Origin of the sequence: Rhodococcus jostii RHA1 (assembly GCF_000014565.1) — a bacterium.
Classification (GTDB): domain Bacteria; phylum Actinomycetota; class Actinomycetes; order Mycobacteriales; family Mycobacteriaceae; genus Rhodococcus_F; species Rhodococcus_F jostii_A.
In genome coordinates, this window is sequence record NC_008270.1 from 172,479 (window position 1) to 198,058 (window position 25,580).

Genomic DNA, 25,580 nt, shown 5'->3' on the forward strand with positions numbered 1-25,580 from the left:
AAGGTAACGGGCTTGTCGAGCACGAGGTAGCCGGAGCCGCCGGCGCCGAGTTCGTTGGCGTCGTCGTCGACGATCTTCGCGGAGATGCCGGGCAGGGGTGCCATCGCCGATCCGGGCTTGGTGGCGGTGATCCCGGGAAGCGGGGAGATCATGATCGCGCCGGTCTCGGTCTGCCACCAGGTGTCGACGATCGGGCCCGTGTTCCCGCCGATCACTGTCAGACCGAGTAGCGGCAGAGGGTTTCGCCGCCGTCGATCTTGATCAGGTCACCGTGGATGTAGCTGGACTCGTCCGAGGCGAGGAAGACGGCCAGGTTGGCGACGTCTTCGATCTCTCCCCACCGCTTCAGCGGGATGGAATCGGTGAAGGAGGTGTCGAAGTCCGTGTCGTCGAACAACTCCCGGGTCAGTGCCGTCTTGGCGTAGGTCGGGCAGATGCCGTTGACACGGATCTGGTCCTTTCCGTACTCGATGGCCAGGCACCGGGTCAGGTTCGCCTGGGCGCCCTTGGAGATGTTGTACACCGACTGATTCGGGTGGCCCTGCAGCCCGGCGGTGGAGACGATGTTGACGATGTTGCCGCCGTCGCCCTGGGTCAGGAACTGCTTGATTGCTTCCTGGGCGCCGAAGAACGTGCCCTTGGCGTTGACGTCGAAGCACACGTCGAGGTCAGCCTCGCTGAACTCGTGCAGCCGCTTGCCGGCGCGGAAGATCCCGGCGTTGTTGATGAAGACGTCGAGGCGGCCGAACTCGGCAACGGTCTGCTTGACGAGTGCAGCCACTTCAGTGGACTTGGTGACGTCGGCCTGGACGAAGATCGCTTCGCCGCCGGACTTTTGGATCGACTCCGCGGTGGTCGGTGCCGCGTCGTCCTCGAAGCCTCCGGTGGTCGGCTGCTCGTGGATGTCGCTGATGACCAGCTTGGCGCCTTCGGTGGCGCAGGCCTTGGCGATGCCGCGGCCGAGACCGGAACTCGATCCGGTGACAACGATGACCTTGTTCTGTAGGCGGTTCATGGTTCTCCAATCAGGGGGCGGTGTAGCCGCCGTCGATGGTCAGCAGGGATCCGGTGGCCCAGCGGGCGTCACCGGAGGCGAGGAACACGGTGGCCTGCGCGACATCCTCGACGGTGCCGAGTTCGGGCCACGGCGACTTCGCGTGCAGCGCCTTGTTCAGTTCCGGGTCGTCGAGGAACGGGCGCACCATGGCGGTGGCCAGAAAGCCGGGGCACACGGCGTTGACGTTGATCCGCTCGGCGGCGAAATCGACGGCCAGCTGGCGGGTCAGATTGACCACCGCACCCTTGGCGGCGCAGTAGCCGGATTCGGCGGCCAGGCCGACCAGACCACCGATCGAGGCGATGTTGACCACCCATCCGCGGGAGCCGTCCACCGGATCCTGGGTGAGCATCTGAGCGATGGCGAACTTGCTGCCGAGCCAGACGCTCTTGGAGTTGATCCGCATGGTGCGGTCGTAGTCTTCTTCGGTCTCGTCGACGATGGTGTGCAGCCCGGTGAAGATGCCGGCGTTGTTGACCATCACATCGAGACGGCCGAAGCTGTTGACCGCGGTCGTGACCAGGTTGTCCATCGACGCATAATTCCCGGCGTCGGCGTCGATATACTGCGATTTGCCCTGGGCGACGATCAGTTCGTCGGTGGGGACGTTGGCGTTCTCCTCGTAGCCGCCCTCGCGGGCCTCACGGCGGACGTCCGAACACACCACGGTCGCGCCCTCGGCGGCCAGCGCCAAAGCGATCGCGCGGCCGTTGCCGGAGCTGGATCCGGTGACGACGGCGATCTTGTTCTGCAGACGGTTTCCCATCACTGCACTCCTCGAATGTTGTGGGTCAGAGCCGGATCAGTGGGCCAGGTGCTGGACGAACCAGTCCCGGGCCAGGGAGCTCGACTGCTCGAATCCTTTGGTGTAGATGTCGAAGTGCCCGCCGGGCAGGATCTCGATCCGCTAGGGCTCGCGGGCCTTCTCGAAGGCGGCGATCGCCAGATCGGTCGGGGTGAGCACGTCGTTGACAGCCGGCAACAGCAGCAGCGGGGTCGGGCTGATGTAGGCGATGTAGTCGGCGGGCACGTATTCGCCGAGCATCTCGACGCTGCGCAGGGTCACCTCGTTGCGCCAGGACGGCGCAATCGTCTCGTGGCCCTCGGTGAACCACTGGTAGGAGTCCGGAGTCGGCAGCGCGGAGGGAGCGTGCGGGTCCGCGTCGACCACCGGCACCATCGCCGGCGCCTCACCGTTGAATCGGGCCAGGCGGTCGGCGTCGAACTGCTCACGGAAACCCTCGATGAAGTCCGGGCGCACCAAACGACGCAGGTTCTGGTAGCCGTCGACCAGGGCCCCCTGGCTCACCACGGCCTTGACGCGGCGGTCGAGCGCGGACACGACGAGCATGTGGCCGCCGGAATAGCTGCTGCCCCACAACCGATGTTGTTGGAGTCGACCTCGGCCAAGGTGGTGGCGAAGGTGATGGCGTGCCGGTAGTCGCGAATCTGCTGCCACGGATCGATCTCCTGGCGGGGATCGATCCGTGGCTTGCACCGAAGTTGCGGTTGTCGAAGACGAGCGCGTTGAGTCCCGCCGCGGCGAACACCTCGGCGTACCGGTCCAGGTACATCTCCTTGACCGCGGAATATCCGTGTGCCATCACGATCGTCGGGCGTGCACCGACGGAATCGTCTGCGGTGTAGAACCATCCGCGGAGCGTGGTGCCTTCTGCGCTGAACTCGATATCACGGCGCGTCATCGTTGATCTCCTTCAGTGGGTGGAATCCCAGCCCAGAAGCAGTACTGCAGCTCACCGTTGGGCTGGTGGGACTCCAGTCTCAATCAGTCCGTCAGTGAGACCGTGAACACGCGGGACATCTTGTTGCATCGTTGCGCCACCTTTGGCGAGGTACGCCTCCCGGAACTCCTTTGGGGTGGTGCCGTAGGTCGACTTGAAGGTGCGGGTGAAGTGGGGGCCGTCCGAGAAACCCCATTTGGTGGCGATGGCACCGATCGGCTTGCCCGGTCCATGAGCTCGCCGCGAGCGCGTGCGAGGCGGCGGATGCGGATGGTGTCGCTGACGGTCTGGCCGGTGGCGGTTGACGGTGCGCACGGACACTCCGTGAGCGGCGGCGATCGCACCGGGATTCAGGTGCTCGTCGAGCAGATTCTGTTCGATGAACCGGTCGATGGCGTCGCGCAGAGCCGGGCCGCTGCCCGGGGAGGGGTGTCGACGGTGTCTGGACGGACGGCGCCGATCAGCAGTTCGAGAGTGGCGTTGCGGGCCGCGGCGACGGCGGACTGGCTCAACCGGGGCAGGCTGCTGGCGAGGGTGTCGAGGTAGCTGGTGAGCAGCTGGCTTGCCGGCGAGTCTCCGCGCAGCGTGACCCCGGGATGCGCCCACGCCTTGCCGCCTACCTCATCGAGCGCGGCCCGGGGATCAAACTCCGTTTGGACAATTTTTCCCACACGAATCGGGCGGCCTTGGTGCTGTCCCAGGCCACGGCATCGCCTGGTCCGACATTGACGGTGATGTCATCCTGGGTGACGGTTTCCCGGCCGGCCCGGTTGATCAGAACGACGAAGAACTCCCCGTCGGTGTCTGCCACCTGACGGCGCTGCCGAGTGCCCGAGCAGGGATCGCATTCACAATCGACGAGCGCCAGATCATCGATTCACCAGCGCCGAACGTAGGCGTCGAACGGCCGCGAGGTGTCGTCGGGAACGGTCACCGACCACGGCAGGTGGGTCGTGGACAGCATCTGCTCCCACCGCTGCACCCTCTCGCCTGCGGCTTCGTCGTCCGCCAGTTCGGGAGCCGGTATTCGTCGTCTCGTGCTGTCATCGTCTTCTCCATTCCGCGGGGCGCATTGCCCACCCGGGATCAGGTGATCCACGGTACTGCCCTGCCGTCGCGGTCTGCGATCTGCTGAGCGCTGCTGTCACACTCTCTGCCCGGCGGTGCGGCGAAACTAGAACCAGCGGGACAGGTTTATGAAGATTCACGACACCCTCGGTCGTGATCGTCGACTTCCGGCGTCGAGACACCGGATGTCTGGACCGATGAGCCTGCGCCGAGGAGGTCACAGGTGAATGCCGAAGGTGTCGATCTTTCGATAGAGCGACGACCGGGCGATCCCCAGTGATTTCGCGGCTGCCACGCGGTTGCCGCCGCATTCGCGGAGCGCCACCACGATGGCATCGCGTTCGGCGCTCTCCATCGCCGTCATCGTTCGCCGAGGCGCCGAACTGAGTGCGGGTGGCAGGTCGACTGCGGTGATCACCCCCGCCGGCTTGGCGCGCAGAGCGTGCTTGAGCGTGTCCACGAGTTCGGTGATGTTGCCCGGCCAGTGGTATTTCTTCAGCACCCGTAACACGTCGTCGGGGATGTCGGCGTCGCGGTGAGGTGCGAGCTGCCCCAAGCACATTCGAATGATTGCCGGTACGTCGCCGGGATGGTGTCGCAACGCGGGGACATCGATTGTCGTGGTGAAGTTGCGAGCAAGGGCGGAGTGCAGGAGCCGATCTCCGTCGGTGGACGAGGTGGCAACGATCCACCGTGCCGGATAGCTGCGCTGATCGGCGGACACCACATCGGAGACGGCCTGGTCCAGGCGTGCGTCGAGCAGGTCGATATCGCGGAGAACGACGGTGGTGGCGGCGGAATCCAGCGCGCTTCTCAGGCGTTCCTCGACGGATTCCGTGGGGTTACAGTCCACGACGGCAATCGGTGCTTGGGGGTTCTTGTACAGATGTGCCCCGCGCGCAAGGGTGAGCCTGCCGCTTCCACCTTCTCCCCGCAGGATCGTGTTGGCATCGGTGGATGCCAGGGAGATCAGCTCCCTGCTGCACCGGGTCCATTGCGGTGAGGATCCGGTCGATCCGGGCAGCGCAGGAAGGCTGCGGTGGTGCGTGGTCGAGGACCTGGGGTGCGGAGGCCGTTCGACTTCGAGGATCACTCCCGCGACCTCGGCACCGTCCTCGATGATGTTGCGCTTGACCGTGATGGTGCCGCCCGAGGGGAGGTGAAGGGCGAGCTGGGTGATCCGCGAGGGGCCGAGCAGCGAATGTGCTTCCTCGCGGAGGAACGCCTCGTCGATCGGATCGAGCAGGCGAGAACCGATGGTGTTCGACATGAAGACGCCGCAGCTCAGTGAGTACACCGCGACCTGTCGACGTCGACAGGCTGCGAGGAACTCTCCCAGCACGAGCTGTTGTTTCGCCGATCCTGTCGAACGCAGTGCCGACTCGACGTCCCGTGCAGCCCCGAGCGCGAGTTGACGCATCAGCGGGTTCGCCTCTCGGGCGAGACCGCTGATATCGATCAATCCTTCGACACGTCCGAGGATCGGATTGTGGATGGGCGCGCCGGCGCAGGTGAAATCGTGGATTGCCTCGTGAAAGTGCTCGCGGCCGTCGACGTAGACGGCCATGCCGGTCTCGAGGGCGGTGCCGACGCCATTGGTGCCGATGAGTTCCTCGGAGTAGTTGAACCCGGGCGCGAAATAGACGCTGTCGAGCTTGGCGGCAAGGACAGGATCATTGTCGCGCCGCAGCATGACTTGGGCATGCTCGTCGGTCAGCGCGACGCTGAGTGACATTCCGGACAGGTCGTCGTGCAGGCGATCGAGGATCGGTGAGGCGCATTGCACCAGTCGGCGACGCAGGTCGAGGTCTTCGACGAACTGGAGACGAGGAGGGCTCGAACCGTCCGGCACCACGCCCGCCTGACGAGATCGCTGCCACGACTGGGCGATGAAGCTGGAGACCTCGTCCGTTGCGGACAGGGATGAAGCGGGGCGACGATCGGTAGTCACTCGCCGCCGCCTAGGGTCGCTGTCCATCAAATCTCCGTCCTGGTGTCTCCGACTCACCCCACTACTGTGTCGCAGGTCACTTTCCCTGAGTGTCCCAGAATAGGACATCGGAAACCTGGGTCGACCCGCGACCGACCGTCCGGGCGGATGCCGGCACTGCGGATTCGCAGCGCCGAGCTATTCGCCGCGGAGCGTCGGTCTCAGCGCGTCGAGCACCGCAGGGTCCTCGATGGTGGAGGGGACCGGCTCGTCGTGGCCGTCGGCGATGGCCCGCATCGACTTGCGGAGGATCTTGCCCGATCGCGTTTTCGTCAGTGGCTCCACGATGGTCACCTGCCGGAAGGCTGCCGCGGCGCCGATGTCTCGACGCATCGCGGCGATCAACTCGCCCTGCAGCGTGTCGTGATCGATGTCGATTCCATCTTTGAGCACCACGAACCCGCGCGGCAGTTGACCCTTCAACCGGTCGGCCACGCCGATCACCGCGCACTCGGCCACCGCCGGGTGCGCCGCCAGCACCGCCTCCATCAACCCAGGGGAGAGCCGGTGCCCGGCGACGTTGATCACGTCGTCGGTACGTCCCATCACGAACAGGTAGCCGTCATCATCGAGGTATCCGCCGTCACCGGTGAGGTAGTAGCCAGGGAACCGCGTCAGGTAGGACGCGACATACCCGTTCGTCGGCGCCCCACAGGGTGGGCAAGGTGCCCGGCGGCATCGGCAGCTTCAGGCAGACCGCGCCTTCCTGACCGGGCCCCATCTCGGTGCCGTCCTCGTCCAGAATCCGCACGTCGTACCCGGGCACCGGCACCGACGGCGAACCGGCCTGATCGGCATCGGTGCCAACCCGCGCAGGCTCGCCGCGATCGGCCATCCGGTCTCGGTCTGCCACCAGGGGTCGACCACCGGTACACCCAACTTGGCCTGCTCCCACCGGTAGGTCTCCGGGTCCAGCCGCTCACCGGCCAGGAACAATGACCGAAACTTCGACAGATCGTAGTGCGCCACCTCGGCCGCCTCGGGATCCACCTTTCTGACCGCGCGCAGCGCGGTAGGGCGGTGAACAGGGCTTTCGCTCCGTATTCGGAAATGACCCGCCAGAGAGCGGACATTGCGTGTGACGGGTGGTTGGCGGAGCCACCGAACGGCGCATCCCGGACCGCGGGGCGTTCACGGTCCGGGATGCGCGCGGCCTCAGTTCAGGCGGAGGGGATGAAGTCGTCGGTGACGAACAGGGTGGCTCCGCCGGTGGCGAAGTTTCCGATGTCGGCGGCGGCGGCCTGCCCTTCGGGTGAGGCGAGTCCGTCGTCGAGTGCCTGCCGGGAGTCGAAGCTCAAGACGGCAACGAGGTGGTAGGGCGCCTGCGACTGGTCGAGGGCGCTGACCTTGCCGGCGTGCCAGGTGCGAACACCGGGGATCTTGTCGGCCAGTGGGCGATGGGTGGTGCTGTAGTACTGGTCGAAGGACGCGGGTTCGTCCGGGTGGCCGTAACAGACGATCAGATGATGCATCGATTTTCTCCGAAAGGGTTGTCAGACAGCAGGATTATTGGACTCGGGCGACCGGGTGGTTCGCGGCGGATGAGCTGGCTGTGTCGATCAAGCTCGACGCCGCGCCCGGCCCGGCTTCAGACCTCGATGTCGAGGAGGTCCCCGAGGTGCCGGTCGATCTGGGGCATGTAGGTCGGTGAAACACCGAACAGACCCAAGTGACCAAGGGTGTCCTCGACGACCCGCAGTTCGCTGTTCTTGATCAATTCCTGCTCCGGGACACAGTCCCGGACCGGGAACAGTTGATCCTCGTCGATGGGCATGACGAAGGTCTTGGCGGTGATGCGGCCGAGTGCTGCCGCCAGGTCACCGCCGGTATGGCGGGCGACGTCACCGCGCTGCCACGCCCACGACTGCGTGAGGAGCGCGTTGGGGTCCATCGCAGTGAAGTAGGGCTCGAGGAATCCGCTCAGGAACGCCTCCTTGGAGTCGAACTCCATCGCCCGCCACACCTCATGCTTCCAGAACTCGGTGGAGAATCCGACGATGGCCCAGATGTGGGCCTGCCGGATGAGCCCGTCGACGACCTGTTCGTTGGAGGTGTATTCCCCGCCGTTCCAGCCCGGACTCGACTGGATCGCTTCGCGCATCGCCTCGGCGATGAGGAAGTCGCCCGGCGTGTTCTGTGCTGTGCCCGCAATCGGTGCGGCGCGCAGCACCTTGTCGGGGAAGCGCACCGCCCACTCGTAGGTCTGCTGGGCGCCCATCGACCCGCCGGTCACCAGGGCGAGGCGTTCGATGCCGAAGTGCTCACGCAGCAGTCGCTCCTGCGCGACCACGTTGTCGCCGATGCGGACGTGCGGGAACTTCGACATCGCAATACCGGCGTTGGCGCCGGCGGCATTATGTGGGGAGACCGACAGCCCGCTGCCGATCTGGTCGATGCAGACGATGAAGTATTTCTCCGGGTTGAGCGCGTGGTCGGGGCCGATGTAGACATCCCGCCAGATCTGGTGTGTACCCGAATACCACGTCGGGATGAGGATCGCGTTGTCCTTGGCCTCGTTCAATACGCCGAAGGTTGCCACCGCCAGCTGGCAGTCGGGGATGGAACCGCCTTCCTCCAAGTCGAGCTGTCCGATGCCGATCAGTTCGTAATCGCCATGAAATTCGTTTGTGTAGTACGGGTTCTCGATCATTGTCGTCCTCCTTTGGGCCGATGAAGTGGATGTCGGATCAGCTCAGTTGAAAACCCTTGTACCCGGCGGCCGCTGCGGCGAGGGTCTTCTCCCGATAGGTGCCGACTCCGCCGATGTAGGACAACACTCGCCGAGGCTTGCCGGGGACGTTGGCGCCGTTGTACCAAGAGTCGGTTTTCGAGACCAGCGTGGCGTTCGCGGTCTCGTCGTGATGGGCGACCCACTCGTCTTCACCGGCCAGCGTCGGCTCGATGACGGTGTGGTCGTGCGCCCGCATGTACCGGATGCATTCGGCGATCCACTCGGTCTGTTGCTGCAGGCAGGTGGTCATATTGCACAGTGCCGCGGAAGGCGCCAGAGGGGCACCGGTCGTGAGCATGTTGGGGTAGCCGTGCACCATCAAGCCCATGGTCGTGCGGATGTCGCGATTCCAGTCGTCCTTCAGTGCCCGGCCGCCGCGCCCGCGGATGTCGATCCGCGTCAAAGATCCGGTGCCGGCGTCGAAGCCCGTGGCCATCACGATGACATCGACCTCGTGCAGCGTTCCGTCGGCCAGGACCAAGCCCTGGGGCACGATCCGGGTGATCGGGTTGTCGCGGACTCCGATGGCCTCGACGTTCGGGCGGTGATAGGTCTCGAGGTAGTTCGTTTCCAACGGCACACGATGTGTTCCGAAGCCGTAGTCGGTGGGGATGAGCAGGTCGCACAGGTGGGGATCCTGGAGCCGTGCGCGCATCTTGCGCCGAACGAACTCCGAGATCTCTTCGCTGATCTCCTCGTCGTAGAACATCTCACCGAACGAGGCGAGCCACAGCTTCAACGAGCCGTTCTCGTAGATCTCCTCGAGTACATCGTTGCGCTGCTCCGGTGTCAGATCCGCCCACACGTGCTCGAAGTCGTACTCGAAGCCGCTGAACGTATTCGGCAATGTTTCTTTCAGCTCGGCGAACCGGCTCTTGTACGCCGCCACGTCCGACTCGTCGAAGGTGGGGTTCTTCATCGGGAGGGCGTACTGAGGTGTGCGGATGAAGACCTTCAGATGTTCGACCTTGTCGGCCACGGTCTGGATCACCTGGATGCCGGTGGCACCGACGCCGATGACGGCGACACGTTTGCCGTCGAGATCGGCGCCCTCTTTCGGCCAGCGGGAGGTGTGGAAGATCGGCCCGCTGAATTCTTCCTGGCCCTCGAACACGTACGACATCGGAGCCGAGAGCATTCCGCTGCAGGTGACCAGGAACCGGGTGGTGATCGTCTCGCCGCGATCGGTCCGCACGATCCACTTGTCGGCCCGCTCGTCGTAGTGCGCACTGGTGATCATGGTGGACAGTTGGATGTCGCGGCGAAGGTCGAGGGTGTCTGCGACGTAATGCATCCAGCGCTCGATCTCCGGTTGGCCGGGGAAACGCTGGCTCCAACTCCAGTTCTTGTACAGCTCTTCCGAGAACAGGTACTGGTAGATGTACGCCTCGGAATCGAAGCGCGCACCGGGATAGCGGTTCCAGTACCACGTGCCGCCGACGTCGCCGGCGGTGTCGTAGGCCCGCACTCGCAGACCCTGTTCGCGGAGCTGGTGCAGCTGGTACAGACCGGCAACCCCCGCGCCGATGATCAGCGCATCCAGTTCGAGCGATTCCGTTGCCGAAGTTTCCGTGGGCGCAGAAGCCGTAGTCGACATCTCATACCTTTCTGTGGTTCAGGTCACTGAGAAGTCATTTTTGTGACAACCGCCACCGCCAACTGTCCCAGCTTCGGACAGTTCGGTAGGCCCGTGTTCGGAAGCTACTGCCTATGCCGGTGAACGCCCCTTTCCGGGACGGTGCCCCGGTAGGCGTTCCTTGGGTTCGTGCGGTGATCGCAACACCACTGATCAAAGGGTGTTGCACATGGCGAAATATTCTCATCGGATGGTTCCGGAGATCTTTCAGACGTTCTGGGCCGGGATGGCTGCGGGTGAGTTCATCACGGACGCGGCCGAGGCGGCCGGCTCGTATCGCAAGCAGGGTGCTCGGTGGCTTGCGGCATGCGGTGGGGTGCGTCCCCGGCGTGGCCGCAACCTCAAGGGCCGGTGTTTGACGTTCGCGGAACGGGAAGAGATCGCCATCGGCATCGCCGCAGGTCACACGCTTCGTGACATTGCGAAAACCCTGAACCGGAGTCCCTCGACGATCTCACGCGAGATCGCCCGCAATCGTGAGCCGTCCGGGCGGTACCGAGCCAGATCGGCTCACGCAGCCGCCTACCATCGGGCCTCGCGGCCCAAGCCGTCCAAGCTCGCCATCAATCCGTCGCTACGTGAGACGGTGGAGAAATCCCTGACCGAGCGCCATTCACCCGAGCAGATCGCGGGCCGCCTCCGACTCGATTTCCCCGACGATCCACAGATGCGGGTGAGCACCGAGACCATCTACCAATCGCTCTACCAACCCTCCCGCGGCGGACTCGAACACACCCTCACTCGATCGTTGCGGACCGGACGTGGGCTGCGCCGGCCCAGTCGGAAGGCCGGCCAGCGCAAGAATCGGATCCCCGATATGGCCAACATCGCGGACCGCCCCAAAGACGTGAAAGACCGTGCAGTACCGGGACATTGGGAGGGTGATCTCATTGTCGGCAAACGGAATCTGAGCGCGATCGGCACACTCGTCGAACGTTCGACCGGCACCGTCATGCTCGTTCATCTGCCCGACGGATACAAGCCCGAGCAGACCGCGCCCGCGTTGACCGAACAGCTCGAGACGCTGCCCACGAGCCTGCGCCGGACCTTGACGTGGGACCAGGGTTCGGAGATGCGGGACTGGAAGAGCGTCAGCGCGGCCACCGGGATCGACATCTACTTCTGTGATCCACACGCACCCTGGCAGCGCGGGACCAACGAGAATACGAACGGCATTCTCCGTCAGTACTTCCCCAAAGGTTCGGACCTGAGTGTGCACTCGAAAGCGGACCTGGAGTGGGTCTCACGGCAACTCAATGAGCGTCCCCGGAAACGGTTAGAATTTCGCACACCCATCGAAGAGATGGAACGACTGCTGTTGTGATGACCGCCAGAATCCGCCGTTCCGCTACCGGGAACCGATCGCCCCAACGTTCGGTCGGTGCTACGCGGCTCGGTGGAGGAGTGAAACCGGCTGGCTATACCGTTTCGTCGGTGTAAGAGTGCATCTGAAAACTCTGGCTCGGGTCACGCTGTGCGGGCGAGTCGGCGTGACATGGTCGCGATCATGGCGATGTAGACGATGGCTTCGTGGTGGTCGGGTCGAGTCTCGTAGTCGCGGACGCATCGGCGGTGTTTGCAGATCCAGGCGAAGGTCCGCTCGACCACCCACCGACGGGGAAGAACCCTGAACCCTTTGACATCGTCGGTGCGCTTGACGACCTGAACCGTCAGTGACACAACTCGTTTCGACCAGTCGATCAGCCGTCCGGCATAGCCACCGTCCGCCCAGACCAGGCTGATTGTCGAGAACTGGGCGCGCAACGCAGCCAGCAGCCGGAACGCGCCGTCACGGTCCTGAATCCCGGCCATCGTCACCACGACCGCCAGCAGCAGCCCGTTCGAGTCCACAGCGATGTGCCGTTTACGGCCGTTCGTCTTCTTTCTCGCATCGTATCCACGACTCGACCGGGGCACGGTGTCGGCGCCCTGCACCGATTGGGCGTCGACGATCGCCGCGGACGGCAACGGGTGGCCGCCGCCCTGGACCCGCCCTCGATCGCGCAGCGCGTCGTGGATCCGCTGCCATACTCCCGCGCGGACCCAGCGGACGAAGATCGCGTACACCGTGGTCGCGGGAGGAAACTCCGCCGGCAACTGCCGCCAGGCGATCCCACCTCGAACGACATATAAGATCGCATCGAGTAGCAGACGGCGGCAGTGCTTTTCGGGACGACCACCGCTGCCGGTGGTGTTGCCGGGTGGAGGAAGCAGTGGTTCGAGAATCGCCCATTGAGCATCGGTCACCGAGGATGACGAGTAGACCGCGCACCGATGCCCGATCCCCGGATCCGGGGTAGGGCATGACGGACACAGTGCGATGAGCGATGATGGCAAGTGAATTCCTGGTCGGGTCGTGGCGTAAGACCTACTGACCTACCAGGAGTTCACCCATTCCTCACCAGTCACACGCCGATCACCCCGAGTTTTCAGATGCGCTCTAACCTCAATTTTTCATGCCACCTGACAGGTGAGTAGGTTTTGGCTGGGATGTGATAGTGCGGGCTGGTTCTGGTGTGTGGGTGTGAGTGTGTGCCCGATGTCGCTCGGGTGGGTGCCCGGTTCCACCGGCCGGGTTGCCTTTCGTGCGTCGTAGGAGCGGGTGGCCGCGATCAGGTGAACGCGGTCCGGATGCGGCACCACGCTGCGGCAATGGCTTGGGCCCATTGCCAACTCGAATCGATCCGGACCCGGACCGCCCGTGCCCCGCGGGTGATGCGGGCCGCGACGTGCAGCACCCGGTAGCGGAAGGTGTCGATCTCGCAGCGGGCCAGATCGGGGTGGTCGGGGAAGCCGATCAGCTTCGCCCAGGCGACCAGGTCGGTGGCGGCCAGGATGGTCTCGAGCCAGGCGGCGTTCGCGTCGAAGCGGTGGCACGGCAGATTCCGCAGCCCGGTCGCCTTGGCCTGCCGGATCCGGTCCTCGACCCGTGCGTGCTGACGGTGCCGAAGCTCCAGTCCGGCCAGCCCACCGGGGACCACACCGGTGGGGGTGTCGGTGATGAACCCGGTGATCCGGTGCCCGTCGGAATCGGTGAACCGCAGCTGTGCCCCCGGGTGGTTGAGTCGGCCCGCAGCGCGGTACCGGTGTCACCACCGGCCCGTTTCTGCGAGCCGCTCGCCGAACCCGGCGTGCGCGTTTCCACGCACCGGGCTCTCCACGGTCTCTGCCATCAAGCGTGGTTAGCCACTGCCCAGGGATTCGGGATCTTACTGCCGCGGTACCGATATCGTGCAGTCGGTACCCGGCCGAGATTGAACAGTTCGACCCCGTCCGCCGACGGCATCTTCCACGTCCCGTGAGGGCCGATGAGGTGCCGTCGAAGATCTGTCCAACTCCACCGATGCAGCCGTATCCACCAGCGAGCAATCCTGTGCCACACGAAGATGGCGAGGGATTGCAGGACACTCTTGGCTACCGCGTACCGAAAGTAATTGGACCAGCCGCGCATGATCCGGTTGAGCCGGATCAGCACATCCCTTGGTGGCTGCTGCGACAGCCTGCTCGTCACGGCACGAATCTTGTCCTTCAGCGACCGGAGGGGCCGGTCGGCGATGAACACGTAGACGTACCACTTGTCCGTCCCTTTCTTGCGTTTCCACTGGAGGCGGAACCCGAGAAAGTCGAACCCCTCGCCCATGTGCACCACTCGGGTCTTGGATTCGGAGAACCGAAGCCCCAACGGCGCGATCACATCAGCGATCTCTTCGCGCAAGTCGTTCACATCGTCGCAGCTACCGAACACGAGCACGACGAAATCGTCCGCGTAGCGCACGATTCGCCAGTTCGGCAGGCCTCTCCTACGACGGAGAGCGCGACCTGTCGGGGTGCTCATAGCGCCGCCCGGTTGCCACGGCCCGTGAACGTGCTCATCGAGCACGCTCAGGGCGATGTTGGCCAACAGCGGCGACAAGATGCCACCTTGCGGCGTGCCGGTCGGATTGTCCTCGTGATGGCCGGTTTCGCTCATCACTCCGGCCTTGAGGAACGACTTGACCAGCAGCAACACACGCTTGTCTTTGACCCGTTCTCGTACACGGCCCATAAGAGCCGTGTGCTCGATCGAATCGAAACACGCTTCGATGTCGGCATCTAGCACCCAGCGATAACCCTTGGTGCCGAAATACTGAATCTCCGCGACTGCGTCGTGCGCCCGCCGCTTCGGCCGAAACCCATAGGAGACCGGCAGGAAGTCGGCCTCGAAGATCGGTTCCAGCACCAGCTTCAGCGCCGCCTGAACGACCCGATCCGCAACCGTCGGAATCCCCAGCTTCCGGACTTTCCCGCTGCCGCCCGGTTTGGGAATCTTACGTTCCCGCACCGGAAGCGGACGAAACGAGCCGTCCTTCAACTGAGTCCGCAGATCGTCCAGAAATCCGGACATCCCCACACTCGCCTCCACGTCGGCGACGGTCATACCGTCGACGCCGGGAGTCTTCGCGCCGGTATTGCCCGCAACCCGTTCGAACGCCACACGCAATGTGGCCGGATCGTGCACGAAGTTGAACAGGTCATCGAACCTGCGGCCGGAATCGGCCGCCGCCCAATGGTGAAGCTTGGCCTGCATCCCCGATACCCGAGCACGTGGGCCCGGTGGGTCCGCGATGTCCGGGGCGACGATGTTCACCGCCGCGTCTTTCGGCATTACAGTCTCCTTCCCTTCTCGATACCGCTGCCGCCCTTCCCCATGTGTCGGGCTTTCCCCGGCTCGGAGTACTACGACGGCTCCGCCCCATCCCGACCTGATCGGCGGTCGGTGCGCCCAACCGTCCCCACGGACCGGATGCCCGTAGGTCGGTAAGACCGAGATGGTTCCCGTGTTCACTGTTGTTCGCTCGACGGAGGAGGAGCCCGACTCTGTCCCTGCGGCATCACCACGGCTACCCCGCAGCAATTTCACCGTGGTCTCCCGGCCAGCCGACCTATCCGACCTAGGAGTTCCCCACCGACGACTCGGTGGGTGCGCACCGCTGCCGGCCCAGATCCGCCAGATTCGAGCCGGTGCAAGATGAAGAGACGTAAACGCCGGTTCCTCTCGTACTCCTTTCCGTCCCGCTCGCCGGACCCGCACCATCTGGCAGTGCTGACACGTCCCGGCTTTGTCAGGGCTGCTTCCCGCCCTCCCCGGCACCACCCGGATCAGGCTGCCCTCAGCTCCACCGTCCGGCTGCGACAGGATCGGCGATGCAGGTCTTTCACCTCCATTCGAATCAACAGCGCCTCACGGCGCACGGGGCGTTCCTTGCGCAGGATCAATCGGGTTCCTTCCGGCCAGGCGTCGAGGCCGACCAGGCCGGTGGCCTCGGCGACCCATGCGCCGTCGCGGATTTCGCCGTCGGAGTCGATCGCCGGCATCCACGCCGCCTTCGCGTTGAGGGTTTCGGTGGCCTCGCGGACACGGTCGTCGACGGCGAAGCCGAAGGAGAACCCCACCCCGGCGGCGCGGCAGGCGTCGGCGAATCCGTGGGTCGCCCCGGCCGAGTCGCTGCGCACCAGAATCTTCTGCCCGGCGGGGTCGGTCGGATCGGGCCGATACGCCGGTGGCAGCGATTCGAGTGCCCACCCGAGGACGGTGACGTGGTCGGCTGCGGTGTTGCTTCCCGCATTCCCCGGACGGAGCAACCCGGCCAACGCCTCACCGCCGGCGATGTCGGGCCGGTCCAGAAAGGCCAGCAGTGGGTGATAACCATAGGTCTTCTTCCAGGTAGCAGCCGCGTTCTCCTTGCCCTCGGAATGGTCGAGGGTGATGGTGGCATCGACGTCGATGCGTAACCACTCCGCGGCGGTAGGGGCGGCCCCTGCTTCCCACGCCTGCTCCCGGGCCTGCGCTCGCGCGGCGCGGATCCCGGGCAGGTGGTCGGCATCGATACGCTCATCGACCAGCCGCCACATCGTCGTTGTCGACGCCGACGGGCCGAACACATGCATGCGGCCGGCACAACTTCGTGCTGCGACGTCCACACAGTCGGCACCGTCCGCCACCGCGGCGACCAGGTCGGCGAACACCGAACCCGGCGCATACGCCCATTTCCCGCGGTAGGTATCGGCCAATACCGCCGTGACCTGCGTGGACAGCCCCGTCAGATCCGCCACTTCCCGCAGCATCCCCACACCGGCATGCGACACCACGCCCCGTCCGTCGGCCGATACTTTCACCCGTGGACCCGCTGCGATACTCTTCACCTGCGAAGTGCCTTCCCGTCGGCATTGTGGAACCGTAGAGAAGTCCCATTATGCCGTGCAGGACAGGCACTTTCGCTCATGCACACACCCTGATCCATCGCCCCACACGAAAAATTCAGGCTAAAACACGTCAGTCAGGTCCGCGTGGGTCAAAGTTGCCTTGAGCAGGTCCGCGCCGGACAGGTCTGCAGATGGTAGGTCTGCAGATGACAAGTCGAATCGGCAACCCGCCCAGCGATTTTGGTCTCCCCGAGGGCGCTTCCGGATCGCACTCAATATTGCAATGCGCGCTTTTTGCTCTTGTGGATCTGGCTTCGGTGGTTGCGCGGGTGTCAACCAGAGCCGGGGCAGTCCCATTGGCAGTTCAGAAGGCGATGCTCGATGACACCTACGGATGGTCCAATGCTCGTGGCAACGAGGTGGTCCCATCACCCTGGCAAGCGACATACGAGGGGGAGGCGAATGTACCGGTGGTTCCCGGACGCGTCGCTGACGGTAGTGCAGGCGCTGCTCAAGACCCGCTCGGGCAAGATCCTGCGCAAGACGATGCGGCAGATCGCCGACCACGAGGAATACCGTGCCCTCCACCATCGAGGACGTCGCCGTCCTCGACGCGCTGAAGCGACCGTCACGTGTGCGCCGGCGACGGGGATCGGGCGGCGCTGACGTCCCACCACCTTGCCCGCCGCCTTGGCCACATCGATCGCAGCAACCCGATCGATCACCAACTCGTGATCATCGTCGGGAATCTCTTCCAGTTCCGGCTCCACTTTGTTTGTCCTCCAGTCGCGTCGGAACTCTCCACGGGCGGGCCGCCTGGGGGCCTCGGTCGAGGGAATCCGAAATTCTGACCGGCGTGCTCGAAGCAACAGTGCGTGACCCTTCCAAGGTCGGGCCCCGGCGCCAGGCTTATTTACGGGCTTACACTCCCAAGAAAACGTCGGCGTCGGCGGGCGACCCGACCCCATTTTCAGGCCTGCGAGGCGTCCCGGGAACGGAACTGGGTGCTCATTTGACTTGACGAACTGCGGGTTCCATGGAGTTCGTCCGCCGACTCCACTTTTTCAAAAGGTTGACGTCTTGTACTTTTGCGATGACCCACCAGAACTCGGGCCGTCGAGGGCCTGGAACAGCGCCGGGTGCCGTCCAGGCCGGGCGGCCGAACAGTTTGCAGATCTTCGCCCTTGGGGTGTGGCGGTGAACGCGAAATCCGAGGTTCGACGCCGAGGCCGGGTCTTTGGGTTTCGGCCCAGAATGTCCTCGGTATCCACGGTACCGCCCTCCCACGGTTCGGCGAGCTCGGTCTCGGACTGGACGGCCGCGAGATCACGAAGGGGGTGACATCGCCCAGGCGGGGTGGCAGCGCGTTGCCCGTGCACCGCGGTCGTGGTAGCCGACCCAGCTGGAGATCGCAGGCCTTGAGATCACCCGGCCGGTGTTGCCGATCCACACTACTTGCGGGCGAGCGAATGACTTTCTGCCGACTTGCGATCGGGGTGATTGTCGCTTCGGACCCAGCGGCCGAGGAGGAAGACCGCAGCTCCGGCGACGAGCATGGGGACTGACATTGCGTAGAAGACTGCACTGGCGGACCAGCCCATGCCGAGTGCCGCTCCGACCGCGATCGGCCCGACGATGCCGCCGAGGCGGCCAACACCCAACGCCCATCCAACCCCGGTGGACCGCATCGGTGTCGGATAGAACACCGCGGACAGCGCGATGAGGCTCTTCTGTCCACCGCTGATGCAGACCCCCGCAAAAAAATTGGCCGTCAATAGGACCCACAACGGCGCCGTAAAGGCGACACCGGTCAGCGCAACGAATGCGAATCCGACGACATAAACGGTTCCGAGGGTGACGTACGCGCCGAGTCGGTCCATACAGGGCCCGGTGACAAATGCAGCGGCGATGCCGCCGACAGTCGTGAGGGTGGTGGCGGTGACCACCGTACCCATGTCGTAGTCCAGGCTCGTCATGATCGACGGTAGCCAGCTCTGCAGCGCGTAAAACTCGCCGAGGTTGATGACGAAGACCAGCCACAGCAGCAGGGTTCCCAAGACCCGGTCACGGGTGAACAGGCTCCTCAGTGCAGTGCGTTGTCCGTCGGTCCGCTTCTCGGCCTCGTAGGTGATGTCGGGGCCGACGGCGAGGGCGGGATCCATTTTGCGGAAGATCGCCTGGATTCTGTTGGGCTCCGCGCCTCGGTTGATCATTGAGGTGAGTGAGTCCGGCAGGTAGCGCAGCAACGCCGGGAGCAGGAGCAGCGGTGCTACTGCGCCGACGACGAGTACCGACCGCCAGCCGAGGATCGGGATCAGCCAACCGGAGACCAGCCCTGCCGCGACGAATCCGAGGGAGAAGCCGCAATAGATCACCAGGACGAAGGTTGCTCGAAGACGCTTGGGGCTGAATTCGCCCGTCAGTGCGATGGCACTCGGCGCGGCGGCACCGAGCCCCATTCCGGTGATGAAGCGCAACGCCATCAGTTCGGTGACGTTCTGTGACCAGGCCGCCGCCAACGTGCCGAGCGCGAAGATGACCGTGCTCGTGAGGATCATCCGGCGGTGGCCGAACCGCTCGGACAGCGGCGAGAGCGCCAGATAGCCGACCATGAGACCGGCGAGAGCGGCGGAGAAGATGGGCCCGAGCACCTGTTTCGACAGGCCCCACTCCTCGGCGATGTGGGGCGCCATGTAGCTGATGCTCTGGGTGTCGAAGCCGTCGATGAACATGACCACCCCACACAGGGCGATCACGATGTACTGGTATCGACTCACTGGCCGCGAATCGATGAAATCCGGCAGTGTCACGCGCGATGGTGCTAAGGACATGATTGCCTCACATTATCTGATGCCCGGTTGCCCGGATGATGTGGTTGTGGTAGCGGATCACGCGGTGACAACGGGCTCGCCCGACGGTACGAAGGCGTCGCAATAGAAATTGTCTGGCGCCAAACCGGCCTCGTGGACAAAATCCTCGCGTGCCGCCGAGGTCATTGCGGGGCTTCCGCATGCATAGACCTCGTGGTCGCTGAGGTTCGCGTAGTCCTCGAGCACCGCTCGATGAACGAGCCCGGTGCGTCCGGTCCAGTCCTCCGCGGGATGTGACAGGACGGGAGTGAATGAGACACGACCCGGATCCGAGGCCCACTTCTCGGGCAACTCGGGTAGGTAGATGTCGCCCTGTCCTCGTGCGCCCCAGTAGAGGTGCACGGACCGTTCTCCACCACGTTTGAGGTGGTCCTCGATGATCGATTTGACCGGGGCGAAGCCGGTGCCGCTGGCGACGAAGATGACCGGCCTGTCCGAGTCGGGGTTCAGTGAGAACTCGCCGTAGGGCAGCTCGATCCTCAGTCTGGTTCCCTTTTCGAGCCCGCCGAGCACCTCATCGGAGAAGCGTCCACCCTGCACCCGACGAATGTGCAGCTGCACTCCGTCGTTCTCATGCGGCGGATTCGCCATCGAATAATTCCGGCTGTCACCGTCGTCGAGAAAGACTTTCAGGTACTGCCCGGCAGCGAACTTCGCACGCACCCCGGTGGGGAGACGCAGCTGCACCACCGTGACATCGGGCGACGGACGGGTGATCCGATGGACCTTTGCGGTCAGGGTCTTGCGTATCACCCTGTCCTGCTGGGTGATCCGCTTGGGCGTGATCGAGGTGTCGGTGCTCGGCCGGGCCTGGCAGAACAGCACTCCACTCTGAGGGCCTTGCGACATCCCCCAGCCGCGCACATCGAGGCAGCCGGCATCGAGTGCGCCTTCGCAACTCGAGCACACGCCTTTGCGGCACGAGTACGGGATCGCGTATCCGGAACGTTCCGCCGCGTCGAGCACGCTCTCATCGGGCTCGCACGGAAAGCTGATGTCCGTTCCGGTGACAGTAACTGTGTAGGTCATGAGGTAGCTCCAAAGGGGCCGGGTGCGGACATGTGGGTTTCGGCGGCGCCGACGAGTCGCAACGCCCCGACTACCGCATCCGGGTCGGCTGTGCCCTTGCCGGCAATGTCGAACCCCGCGCCGTGGCCGACACTGGAGAACCGCACTCCGGCGCCGATCGTCATCGCGGCTGCGCTGCGCCCAGCGAGGAGTTTGACGGGAATATGGCCCTGATCGTGGTACATGGCGACGAACGCGTCGAAGCCGGGGTCTGCCAGCATGAGGTCGGCCCCGACCGGTCCCGAGGCGTCGATCCCTGCGGCGCGCAGCCGCTCCACCGCTGGCGTTGTCACCCGCAGGTCCTCGTCACCGAACAAACCGCCCTCGCCGGCGTGTGGATTGATGCCGAAGACGCCGATGCGCGGGGACGGGATGCCCTGCGCCTGTAACGTCTCCACCGCGGCACGTGCCGCCCCGTGCACCAGCTCGGGCGTGAGGCGCCCAAGCGCATCCCGCAGCGATTCGTGCAACGTTGCGTGCACGATGCGCAAACCGGCACCGATCAACATCAAGAACACCTGATCGGGCCGCGCGCCGACGAGTTCGGCCAGCAAGCTCGGATATCCGTCGAAGGAGATGCCGGCGGCGTTGACCGCGGTTTCCGAGTGCGGGCACGCGACGATGCCGCGGGCTCCGCCGCCCTGCAGGCAGCGCACGGCCCGTTCCAGGTACGCCACCGTCGCCTTCCCGGCTTCGGCTGTCACCCGGCCCGGGGCGAAGGCCCCGGCGGGCAGCGAGGGCACCGGAAGCAGGTCGACGACATCGGCCATGGGCGTGGCCAAGCCGTCGGCTGTCTCGCGGACCGTCATGCCTGCCCGGTGGGCGAGCGGCTCGACGACACATCGATCGCCCACCAGGACCGGATTGAATGCGGGATGCTCCTGCGCTGCCATGACGGCCTTCACCGCGAGCTCGGGGCCGATTCCATTCGGATCGCCGATCGTGAGCAGGACCCGCGGGGGGGACCCACTCATAGCGGGAGCGCCAACAGGGTATCGATGTTGGTGCTGTCGCACACCACGACTCGTTCGGCAATCTTCAACTGATCGTCCACGTCGACATACCGGTCGACATACCGCCCGCTGGCGAAGATGTCGGATTGGCCGTCGCGCATCACCCGCACCACCAGGAAGCTGGTCTCGGCATGGATACCGTCACCGTTCTCTTCCAGGACCGAGGGCTGGCCCAGGATGTGACGGTAGGTGTGTTGCTCGTAGATGTTGGCTTCACGCAGCGCCGATACGCGGTCGACCAGCATCCGGCGAGTGTTGGCCCACACCAGTCCGGCGGGCAGGCCTTCGCTGTAGTTCTGTGCGGTGGTGATCCGGTACATGCAGTTTTCGACGAAGAAGTCCGGCCACTGCTCGAGCGGCCCCTCGTCGATGCAGCGGGAGTAGTCGGCCTGCACGCGGCCGATTCGCTGGAAGTCGTTCACGCTCATGCCTCTTCCTGTCGGTTCATCGCGGCCCGGTATGCCTTCCAGAAGCCGCGGACCGATGCTTCGGTGACACGGCTTTCGCTGGATTCGGCGAGACTGCCTCCCATTTCGAGCACGGCGGACTGGCTTGCCGCACCTGCGATTCCGCGTTGCACGAACCCTCCGACACAGCCGTCCTCCATCGAGATGTAGCCTGCGGGGCCCACGAGGTTGGCCTGCTTGAGTCGTACTTCCCGCTGCTCGGGCGTGTCTTCTTCGAAGCCGAGGTACGTCCAGTTCAGCCGTGTTCGTTCGACCCCGGTCGGCAGGATCTGGCGCACAGCCACGGAGTTCTGGATCTGCTGCAACACGAAGCCCGGGAAGACGGAGAGGATCTGCAGCGTCGTATCGTCACCGACCTCGCTGAACCCCTCGAGCAAGGTTGGATCGGCCAGTGTGTAGGCGCTTTCGGACCGGATGTTCTGATCTGAGTACGCGACGTCCTTCTCGGCGTCTCGGTCGATCGCTGAGTAACTGACGTGGTGACCGCCGCTCTCGTCGACGATGATCCCACCGCGCTGCGACAGTCGGTTGAGCTCGAAGGTCGTGAAGAACAGGTGCAGGATGCTGGCGTGGTAGGAGTCCTTGACGTTCTCTACGTACAGCTTCCAGTTGTTGGGAAGGATTTGTGTGAAGCGTCCGATGATCTCGGGTGTGCGCCCCGCGAGGACACGGGCGATCCGACTCGTGATCTCTTCGCCGAGATAGTCCTCGATGTCAGGCACGTCATCGGAGAAACTACCGAAAACCAGGCCGTGAAGTACGGCGATGCGCAACTTGCGCGGTCCGTGGTCCTCCATACAGAACGAATCAGGCATTCCGCCTTTGCCTTTGACTCCGTCCTGGAATGCTACTCCGGTCAGATCGCCCTGCAGGTTGTAGCTCCACGCGTGGTAGACGCACGTAAAGTCCTTCGTGTTTCCGCGGTCGTCCAGGGCGAGTAGGGCGCCGCGATGGGCGCACCGGTTTTCGAAGCCGTAGAGCTCACCGTCTCGGTCGCGCGCCACGATCACCGGTGTCTCGCCGACGAAGGTGGAGCAGTAGTCTCCCGGGCCGGCTACCTCGGCTTCCAGGCACAGGTAGCTCCAGTACGGGCCGTGGAACAACTTGGTCTGCTCGGCCGCGTAGACGTCTTCGCCCTGGAACACCCGATACGGCACCCGGGTGAGGTCGTCGGTCCAATCCGCCTGGGTCTCGCGGACCGTGTCGACAACGCTGCTTTCCATAATTTCTCCTCAGTCTGGACAACCAGTCGGGACATCAGAGAACTCGCTCGGCGGGACTTGACAAGCCCCGTGGCTGTTCGTATAACGAACATATGAGCAATTCTCGAACAATTAAGCCGGACGATAAGGGAAGTGTCAAGGGTGCTGCCCGCGCTCCCGAGGGAATGGCCGGACTGGCGAAGGGCCTGGCGGTCATCGAGGCCTTCGGCATCCGCCACCCGCAACTGACCGTCACCGACGCCGCTCAGCGGACGAACACCTCCCGCGCCGCGGCGCGCCGCTGCCTGCTCACTCTCGTCGAGCTCGGTTACCTGACCCACGACAACGGAAACTTCCGACCGACACCCAGGATGCTTCGGCTGGGCGGGGCCTATCTGGACACCGCGCCACTGCCGCAACTTGCCCAGCCGCAGTTGGTCGAGGCCCGCGATGCGCTGGGCGAGTCGGTGTCGCTCGCGGTTCTCGAAGACGGGTGTTCCCTGTTCGTCGCCCGCGCCGAGGCCGCACGGATCGTCGCGACCGGAGTCCGGGTCGGCGCCAAACTGCCCGCCCACAGCTCCGCGACCGGTCGAGTACTGCTGGCCGGACTTCCCGAGACGCAACTCGACGACTACCTCCGAGAATGCCACCCGCAGCCGCGCACACCCAAGACACTGACCGATGTCGATGCCATCAGCGAGCGAATCCTGACCGCGAGGGAGAGCGGCGTGGCCTGCACCGACGAAGAAATCGAACTCGGCATGCTGTCGATAGCCGTACCGGTGCGGACTGCCCGGGGCGAAACCGTGGCGGCAATGAGTGTCAGTGCGTCCACAGCCAGAACCACCCTGCACGACATCCGTGAGGCAGCCGTGCCCGTACTGAACAAGTACGCAGCAAGACTCGGCCGGCTTCTGTGAGATCCCACCCAGACGGCAACTCACACCCCCGCGGTACGGAGAGGGATGCGACGCTCCCAGCGTGTCTGTGTCGACGCATGCGGGGCTCCCCTGCGGGAGGTGACTTCGGTTGTGCTGGAGTCATTGTCTGTCGTGGCCGATGACGTCATGAGGGCGGCGAAACCGACGCCGGCAACAGCGAGGCGGCCATGAGCGCGCACAGGAGGGCCGAGCCTTTCAGGACCTATGCGGGTACGGAGGCGACATGACGGAGCCGAGTGCGATGATCGACGGCGATCGGAACCGGGAGACCGAGCAGCGCCAGGACCCCACGTGCTTCGGAGGTTCGCGGGACTTGCCGATCGGGTACATCGAGTCGGCCGACGCCGTCACGAACACCACGGTCAGCCTTTCCGCCACCAGACCTCGGGGATGGAGCCGTGACCCGTTGGGTCTGGCTGGGAACGGGGCTGTGTCGCAGGGGCGGACTTCCGCCCAATCATCGTGAAAGCGCGAGGTTCTGCGCACCCACGGTGCAGTGTGGCATTTAGAGACACCCGCAACACTGTCTCTCTGCAGACCAGAGTTAGCTTCTGTACAACAGTCGCGTGATGTGCTTCACTTTCGGGGCCAGGTGTGACGGGACTACAGAAGGAATCGGGTCGATATGGGCAGTAGTTCGCTGAGCCGGCGGGATTTCATGAGAGTAACGGCGGCTCTCGGGGGTCTCCTCGCTGTGGGAGCCGGCGCAGGGTGTGCTACCCAGTCCCGAGGTAGGGACGGCGTCTACCGAGGTGACGTCGCCATCACCGGGTTGGCGAGCCTGATCCATTCGGCCCCGTTTCTGATCGCAGCGTCCGAGGGCTACTACGAAGAAGAGATGCTGGCGCTGGAGAACGTTCAGTTCCCGGGTGGGCTGGACACCGTGCGTGGAATCGGCTCCGGGATCGGATTCGGCACTTCGGCGACGATTCCGGTGTTCATCGCCGTGGAGCGCGGACTCGATGTCAAGGCGTTCGGGAACGTCTACACCGCGGCATCTGTGGACTTCATCGCCCCCGCTGACTCCCCGATCAACACGATCGAAGATGTTCGGGGCCGCACCATCGGTGTGAGCAGCCCGGGATCGAACTCGACCGACTTCGCCGAGAAGACGCTTCGATTGGCGGGTTTGACACCCGGCGTCGACGTCGAGCTGCTCAGCGTCGGATCCGCGAGCGATTCGTGGACCGTCGCCTCCCAGGGCGTTGTCGATGTCGCGTGGACTGCGTCCCCGCTGTCCGAGCGCATCATCGCCGAAACCGGCGCGAAGGTGATCTGGCGATCCCGGGACTACGTCCAGGACTGGTCGGACACCTGCCTATGTGCCACCACCCCGTTCATCGAAAAGAATCGGGACGTCTTGGCGGGGTGGATGCGTGCTGTGGGTCGCGGTATCGAGATGATCGATACGGATCTCGAGCGAGCGGCCGAAATCTATGGCCGCACAATCAAGTACAAGCCCGAGATCGCTCTGGCGGCGTTGGAGAATTCGCGAGGCTTCTTCAGTCTCGACTTCGCGCGCCCGCAACTCGAAGCGGTCGTGGCCTCGGGCGTCGAGGCCGGACGACTCGGCGGCAAGGTCGATATTGACTCAGTTGTAGTCGAACTATAA

Annotated in this window: 22 protein-coding genes and 4 pseudogenes; 4 read left to right on the forward strand and 22 right to left on the reverse strand. The window is 64.5% G+C overall.

Annotation, left to right across the window (positions count from 1 at the left end; genetic code table 11):
* Nucleotides 1–8: 8 nt before the first annotated feature.
* The 12 genes and pseudogenes from RHA1_RS52680 to RHA1_RS41615 all read right to left on the reverse strand — a co-directional run.
* A pseudogene (locus tag RHA1_RS52680) lies at nucleotides 9–215 on the reverse strand (AMP-binding protein); the annotation flags it as partial.
* A gap of 2 nt (nucleotides 216–217) precedes the next feature.
* Nucleotides 218–1,015: an SDR family NAD(P)-dependent oxidoreductase gene (locus RHA1_RS41570; protein WP_011600037.1), complete on the reverse strand. Its 798-nt coding sequence runs from the start codon at nucleotides 1,013–1,015 to the stop codon at nucleotides 218–220.
* 10 nt (nucleotides 1,016–1,025) lie between these two features.
* Nucleotides 1,026–1,823, reverse strand: a complete 798-nt coding sequence (locus RHA1_RS41575) for an SDR family NAD(P)-dependent oxidoreductase (RefSeq protein WP_011600038.1) — start codon at nucleotides 1,821–1,823, stop codon at nucleotides 1,026–1,028.
* Between the two features lie 36 nt (nucleotides 1,824–1,859).
* Nucleotides 1,860–2,760 (reverse strand): annotated as a pseudogene (locus tag RHA1_RS41580) (alpha/beta hydrolase).
* Between the two features lie 51 nt (nucleotides 2,761–2,811).
* A complete protein-coding gene (locus RHA1_RS52685) occupies nucleotides 2,812–3,120 on the reverse strand; it encodes a helix-turn-helix domain-containing protein (RefSeq protein ID WP_328286579.1) in 309 nt (102 codons plus the stop codon).
* A 29-nt stretch (nucleotides 3,121–3,149) separates the two neighbouring features.
* Nucleotides 3,150–3,470, reverse strand: coding sequence for a hypothetical protein (locus tag RHA1_RS52690; RefSeq protein WP_237727100.1), 321 nt, complete (start codon nucleotides 3,468–3,470; stop codon nucleotides 3,150–3,152).
* A 206-nt stretch (nucleotides 3,471–3,676) separates the two neighbouring features.
* A complete protein-coding gene (locus RHA1_RS50060) occupies nucleotides 3,677–3,898 on the reverse strand; it encodes a hypothetical protein (RefSeq protein WP_148228534.1) in 222 nt (73 codons plus the stop codon).
* A 186-nt stretch (nucleotides 3,899–4,084) separates the two neighbouring features.
* The gene (locus RHA1_RS41595; RefSeq protein WP_230990389.1) at nucleotides 4,085–5,818 is read right to left on the reverse strand and encodes a sigma-54-dependent Fis family transcriptional regulator; all 1,734 of its coding nucleotides are present in this window, start codon (nucleotides 5,816–5,818) and stop codon (nucleotides 4,085–4,087) included.
* Nucleotides 5,819–5,995: 177 nt separating this feature from the next.
* A pseudogene (locus RHA1_RS52695) lies at nucleotides 5,996–6,924 on the reverse strand (AMP-binding enzyme); the annotation flags it as partial.
* A 93-nt stretch (nucleotides 6,925–7,017) separates the two neighbouring features.
* On the reverse strand, nucleotides 7,018–7,329 hold the full coding sequence (locus tag RHA1_RS41605; protein ID WP_005564687.1) for an EthD family reductase: 312 nt from the start codon (nucleotides 7,327–7,329) through the stop codon (nucleotides 7,018–7,020).
* 116 nt (nucleotides 7,330–7,445) lie between these two features.
* Nucleotides 7,446–8,507: an alpha/beta fold hydrolase gene (locus RHA1_RS41610; RefSeq protein WP_011600043.1), complete on the reverse strand. Its 1,062-nt coding sequence runs from the start codon at nucleotides 8,505–8,507 to the stop codon at nucleotides 7,446–7,448.
* Between the two features lie 37 nt (nucleotides 8,508–8,544).
* Nucleotides 8,545–10,185: a flavin-containing monooxygenase gene (locus RHA1_RS41615; RefSeq protein WP_007295824.1), complete on the reverse strand. Its 1,641-nt coding sequence runs from the start codon at nucleotides 10,183–10,185 to the stop codon at nucleotides 8,545–8,547.
* Nucleotides 10,186–10,393: 208 nt separating this feature from the next.
* On the opposite strand from RHA1_RS41615, the gene RHA1_RS41620 reads away from it, so the two are divergent.
* Nucleotides 10,394–11,548 (forward strand): IS30 family transposase, encoded by a 1,155-nt coding sequence (locus tag RHA1_RS41620; RefSeq protein WP_011600044.1) that lies wholly within the window; start codon nucleotides 10,394–10,396, stop codon nucleotides 11,546–11,548.
* 143 nt (nucleotides 11,549–11,691) lie between these two features.
* Here RHA1_RS41620 and RHA1_RS41625 read toward each other — a convergent pair whose 3' ends face one another.
* The 5 genes and pseudogenes from RHA1_RS41625 to RHA1_RS53075 all read right to left on the reverse strand — a co-directional run bounded on the left by RHA1_RS41625 (nucleotide 11,692) and on the right by RHA1_RS53075 (nucleotide 16,854).
* On the reverse strand, nucleotides 11,692–12,507 hold the full coding sequence (locus RHA1_RS41625) for an IS5 family transposase (RefSeq protein WP_050787678.1): 816 nt from the start codon (nucleotides 12,505–12,507) through the stop codon (nucleotides 11,692–11,694).
* A 329-nt stretch (nucleotides 12,508–12,836) separates the two neighbouring features.
* Nucleotides 12,837–13,283: pseudogene (locus RHA1_RS41630) on the reverse strand (IS1380 family transposase); the annotation flags it as partial.
* 113 nt (nucleotides 13,284–13,396) lie between these two features.
* Entirely contained in the window at nucleotides 13,397–14,869 is a 1,473-nt protein-coding gene (gene ltrA / locus RHA1_RS41635) for a group II intron reverse transcriptase/maturase (protein ID WP_050787644.1), read from the reverse strand.
* Nucleotides 14,870–15,363: 494 nt separating this feature from the next.
* Nucleotides 15,364–16,407 (reverse strand): IS1380 family transposase, encoded by a 1,044-nt coding sequence (locus tag RHA1_RS41640; RefSeq protein WP_011600048.1) that lies wholly within the window; start codon nucleotides 16,405–16,407, stop codon nucleotides 15,364–15,366.
* Between the two features lie 120 nt (nucleotides 16,408–16,527).
* Nucleotides 16,528–16,854, reverse strand: a complete 327-nt coding sequence (locus RHA1_RS53075) for a pentapeptide repeat-containing protein (protein WP_337464745.1) — start codon at nucleotides 16,852–16,854, stop codon at nucleotides 16,528–16,530.
* A gap of 15 nt (nucleotides 16,855–16,869) precedes the next feature.
* On the opposite strand from RHA1_RS53075, the gene RHA1_RS50065 reads away from it, so the two are divergent.
* Nucleotides 16,870–17,073, forward strand: a complete 204-nt coding sequence (locus RHA1_RS50065; protein WP_007297316.1) for a hypothetical protein — start codon at nucleotides 16,870–16,872, stop codon at nucleotides 17,071–17,073.
* A gap of 785 nt (nucleotides 17,074–17,858) precedes the next feature.
* Here RHA1_RS50065 and RHA1_RS41650 read toward each other — a convergent pair.
* From RHA1_RS41650 to RHA1_RS41670, 5 genes are read right to left on the reverse strand one after another with little or no spacing between them, the layout of a single operon-like run.
* Nucleotides 17,859–19,238, reverse strand: coding sequence for an MFS transporter (locus tag RHA1_RS41650; RefSeq protein ID WP_011599113.1), 1,380 nt, complete (start codon nucleotides 19,236–19,238; stop codon nucleotides 17,859–17,861).
* Between the two features lie 57 nt (nucleotides 19,239–19,295).
* Nucleotides 19,296–20,306, reverse strand: coding sequence for a 2Fe-2S iron-sulfur cluster-binding protein (locus RHA1_RS41655; RefSeq protein WP_011599112.1), 1,011 nt, complete (start codon nucleotides 20,304–20,306; stop codon nucleotides 19,296–19,298).
* Nucleotides 20,303–21,319 carry a PdxA family dehydrogenase gene (locus RHA1_RS41660; protein ID WP_011599111.1) on the reverse strand — a complete coding sequence of 339 codons (1,017 nt, stop codon included), beginning with the start codon at nucleotides 21,317–21,319 and terminating at the stop codon, nucleotides 20,303–20,305. Before RHA1_RS41660 ends, RHA1_RS41655 begins: the two co-directional genes overlap by 4 nt.
* Nucleotides 21,316–21,786, reverse strand: coding sequence for an aromatic-ring-hydroxylating dioxygenase subunit beta (locus tag RHA1_RS41665; RefSeq protein WP_005256013.1), 471 nt, complete (start codon nucleotides 21,784–21,786; stop codon nucleotides 21,316–21,318). Before RHA1_RS41665 ends, RHA1_RS41660 begins: the two co-directional genes overlap by 4 nt.
* Nucleotides 21,783–23,048, reverse strand: a complete 1,266-nt coding sequence (locus RHA1_RS41670; RefSeq protein ID WP_011599110.1) for an aromatic ring-hydroxylating dioxygenase subunit alpha — start codon at nucleotides 23,046–23,048, stop codon at nucleotides 21,783–21,785. The genes RHA1_RS41665 and RHA1_RS41670 overlap by 4 nt, the downstream gene beginning before the upstream one ends.
* Nucleotides 23,049–23,212: 164 nt before the next feature.
* On the opposite strand from RHA1_RS41670, the gene RHA1_RS41675 reads away from it, so the two are divergent.
* Both RHA1_RS41675 and RHA1_RS41685 read left to right on the forward strand, forming a co-directional pair.
* Nucleotides 23,213–23,947, forward strand: a complete 735-nt coding sequence (locus RHA1_RS41675; RefSeq protein ID WP_041813146.1) for an IclR family transcriptional regulator domain-containing protein — start codon at nucleotides 23,213–23,215, stop codon at nucleotides 23,945–23,947.
* A 646-nt stretch (nucleotides 23,948–24,593) separates the two neighbouring features.
* A complete protein-coding gene (locus tag RHA1_RS41685) occupies nucleotides 24,594–25,580 on the forward strand; it encodes an ABC transporter substrate-binding protein (RefSeq protein ID WP_011599107.1) in 987 nt (328 codons plus the stop codon).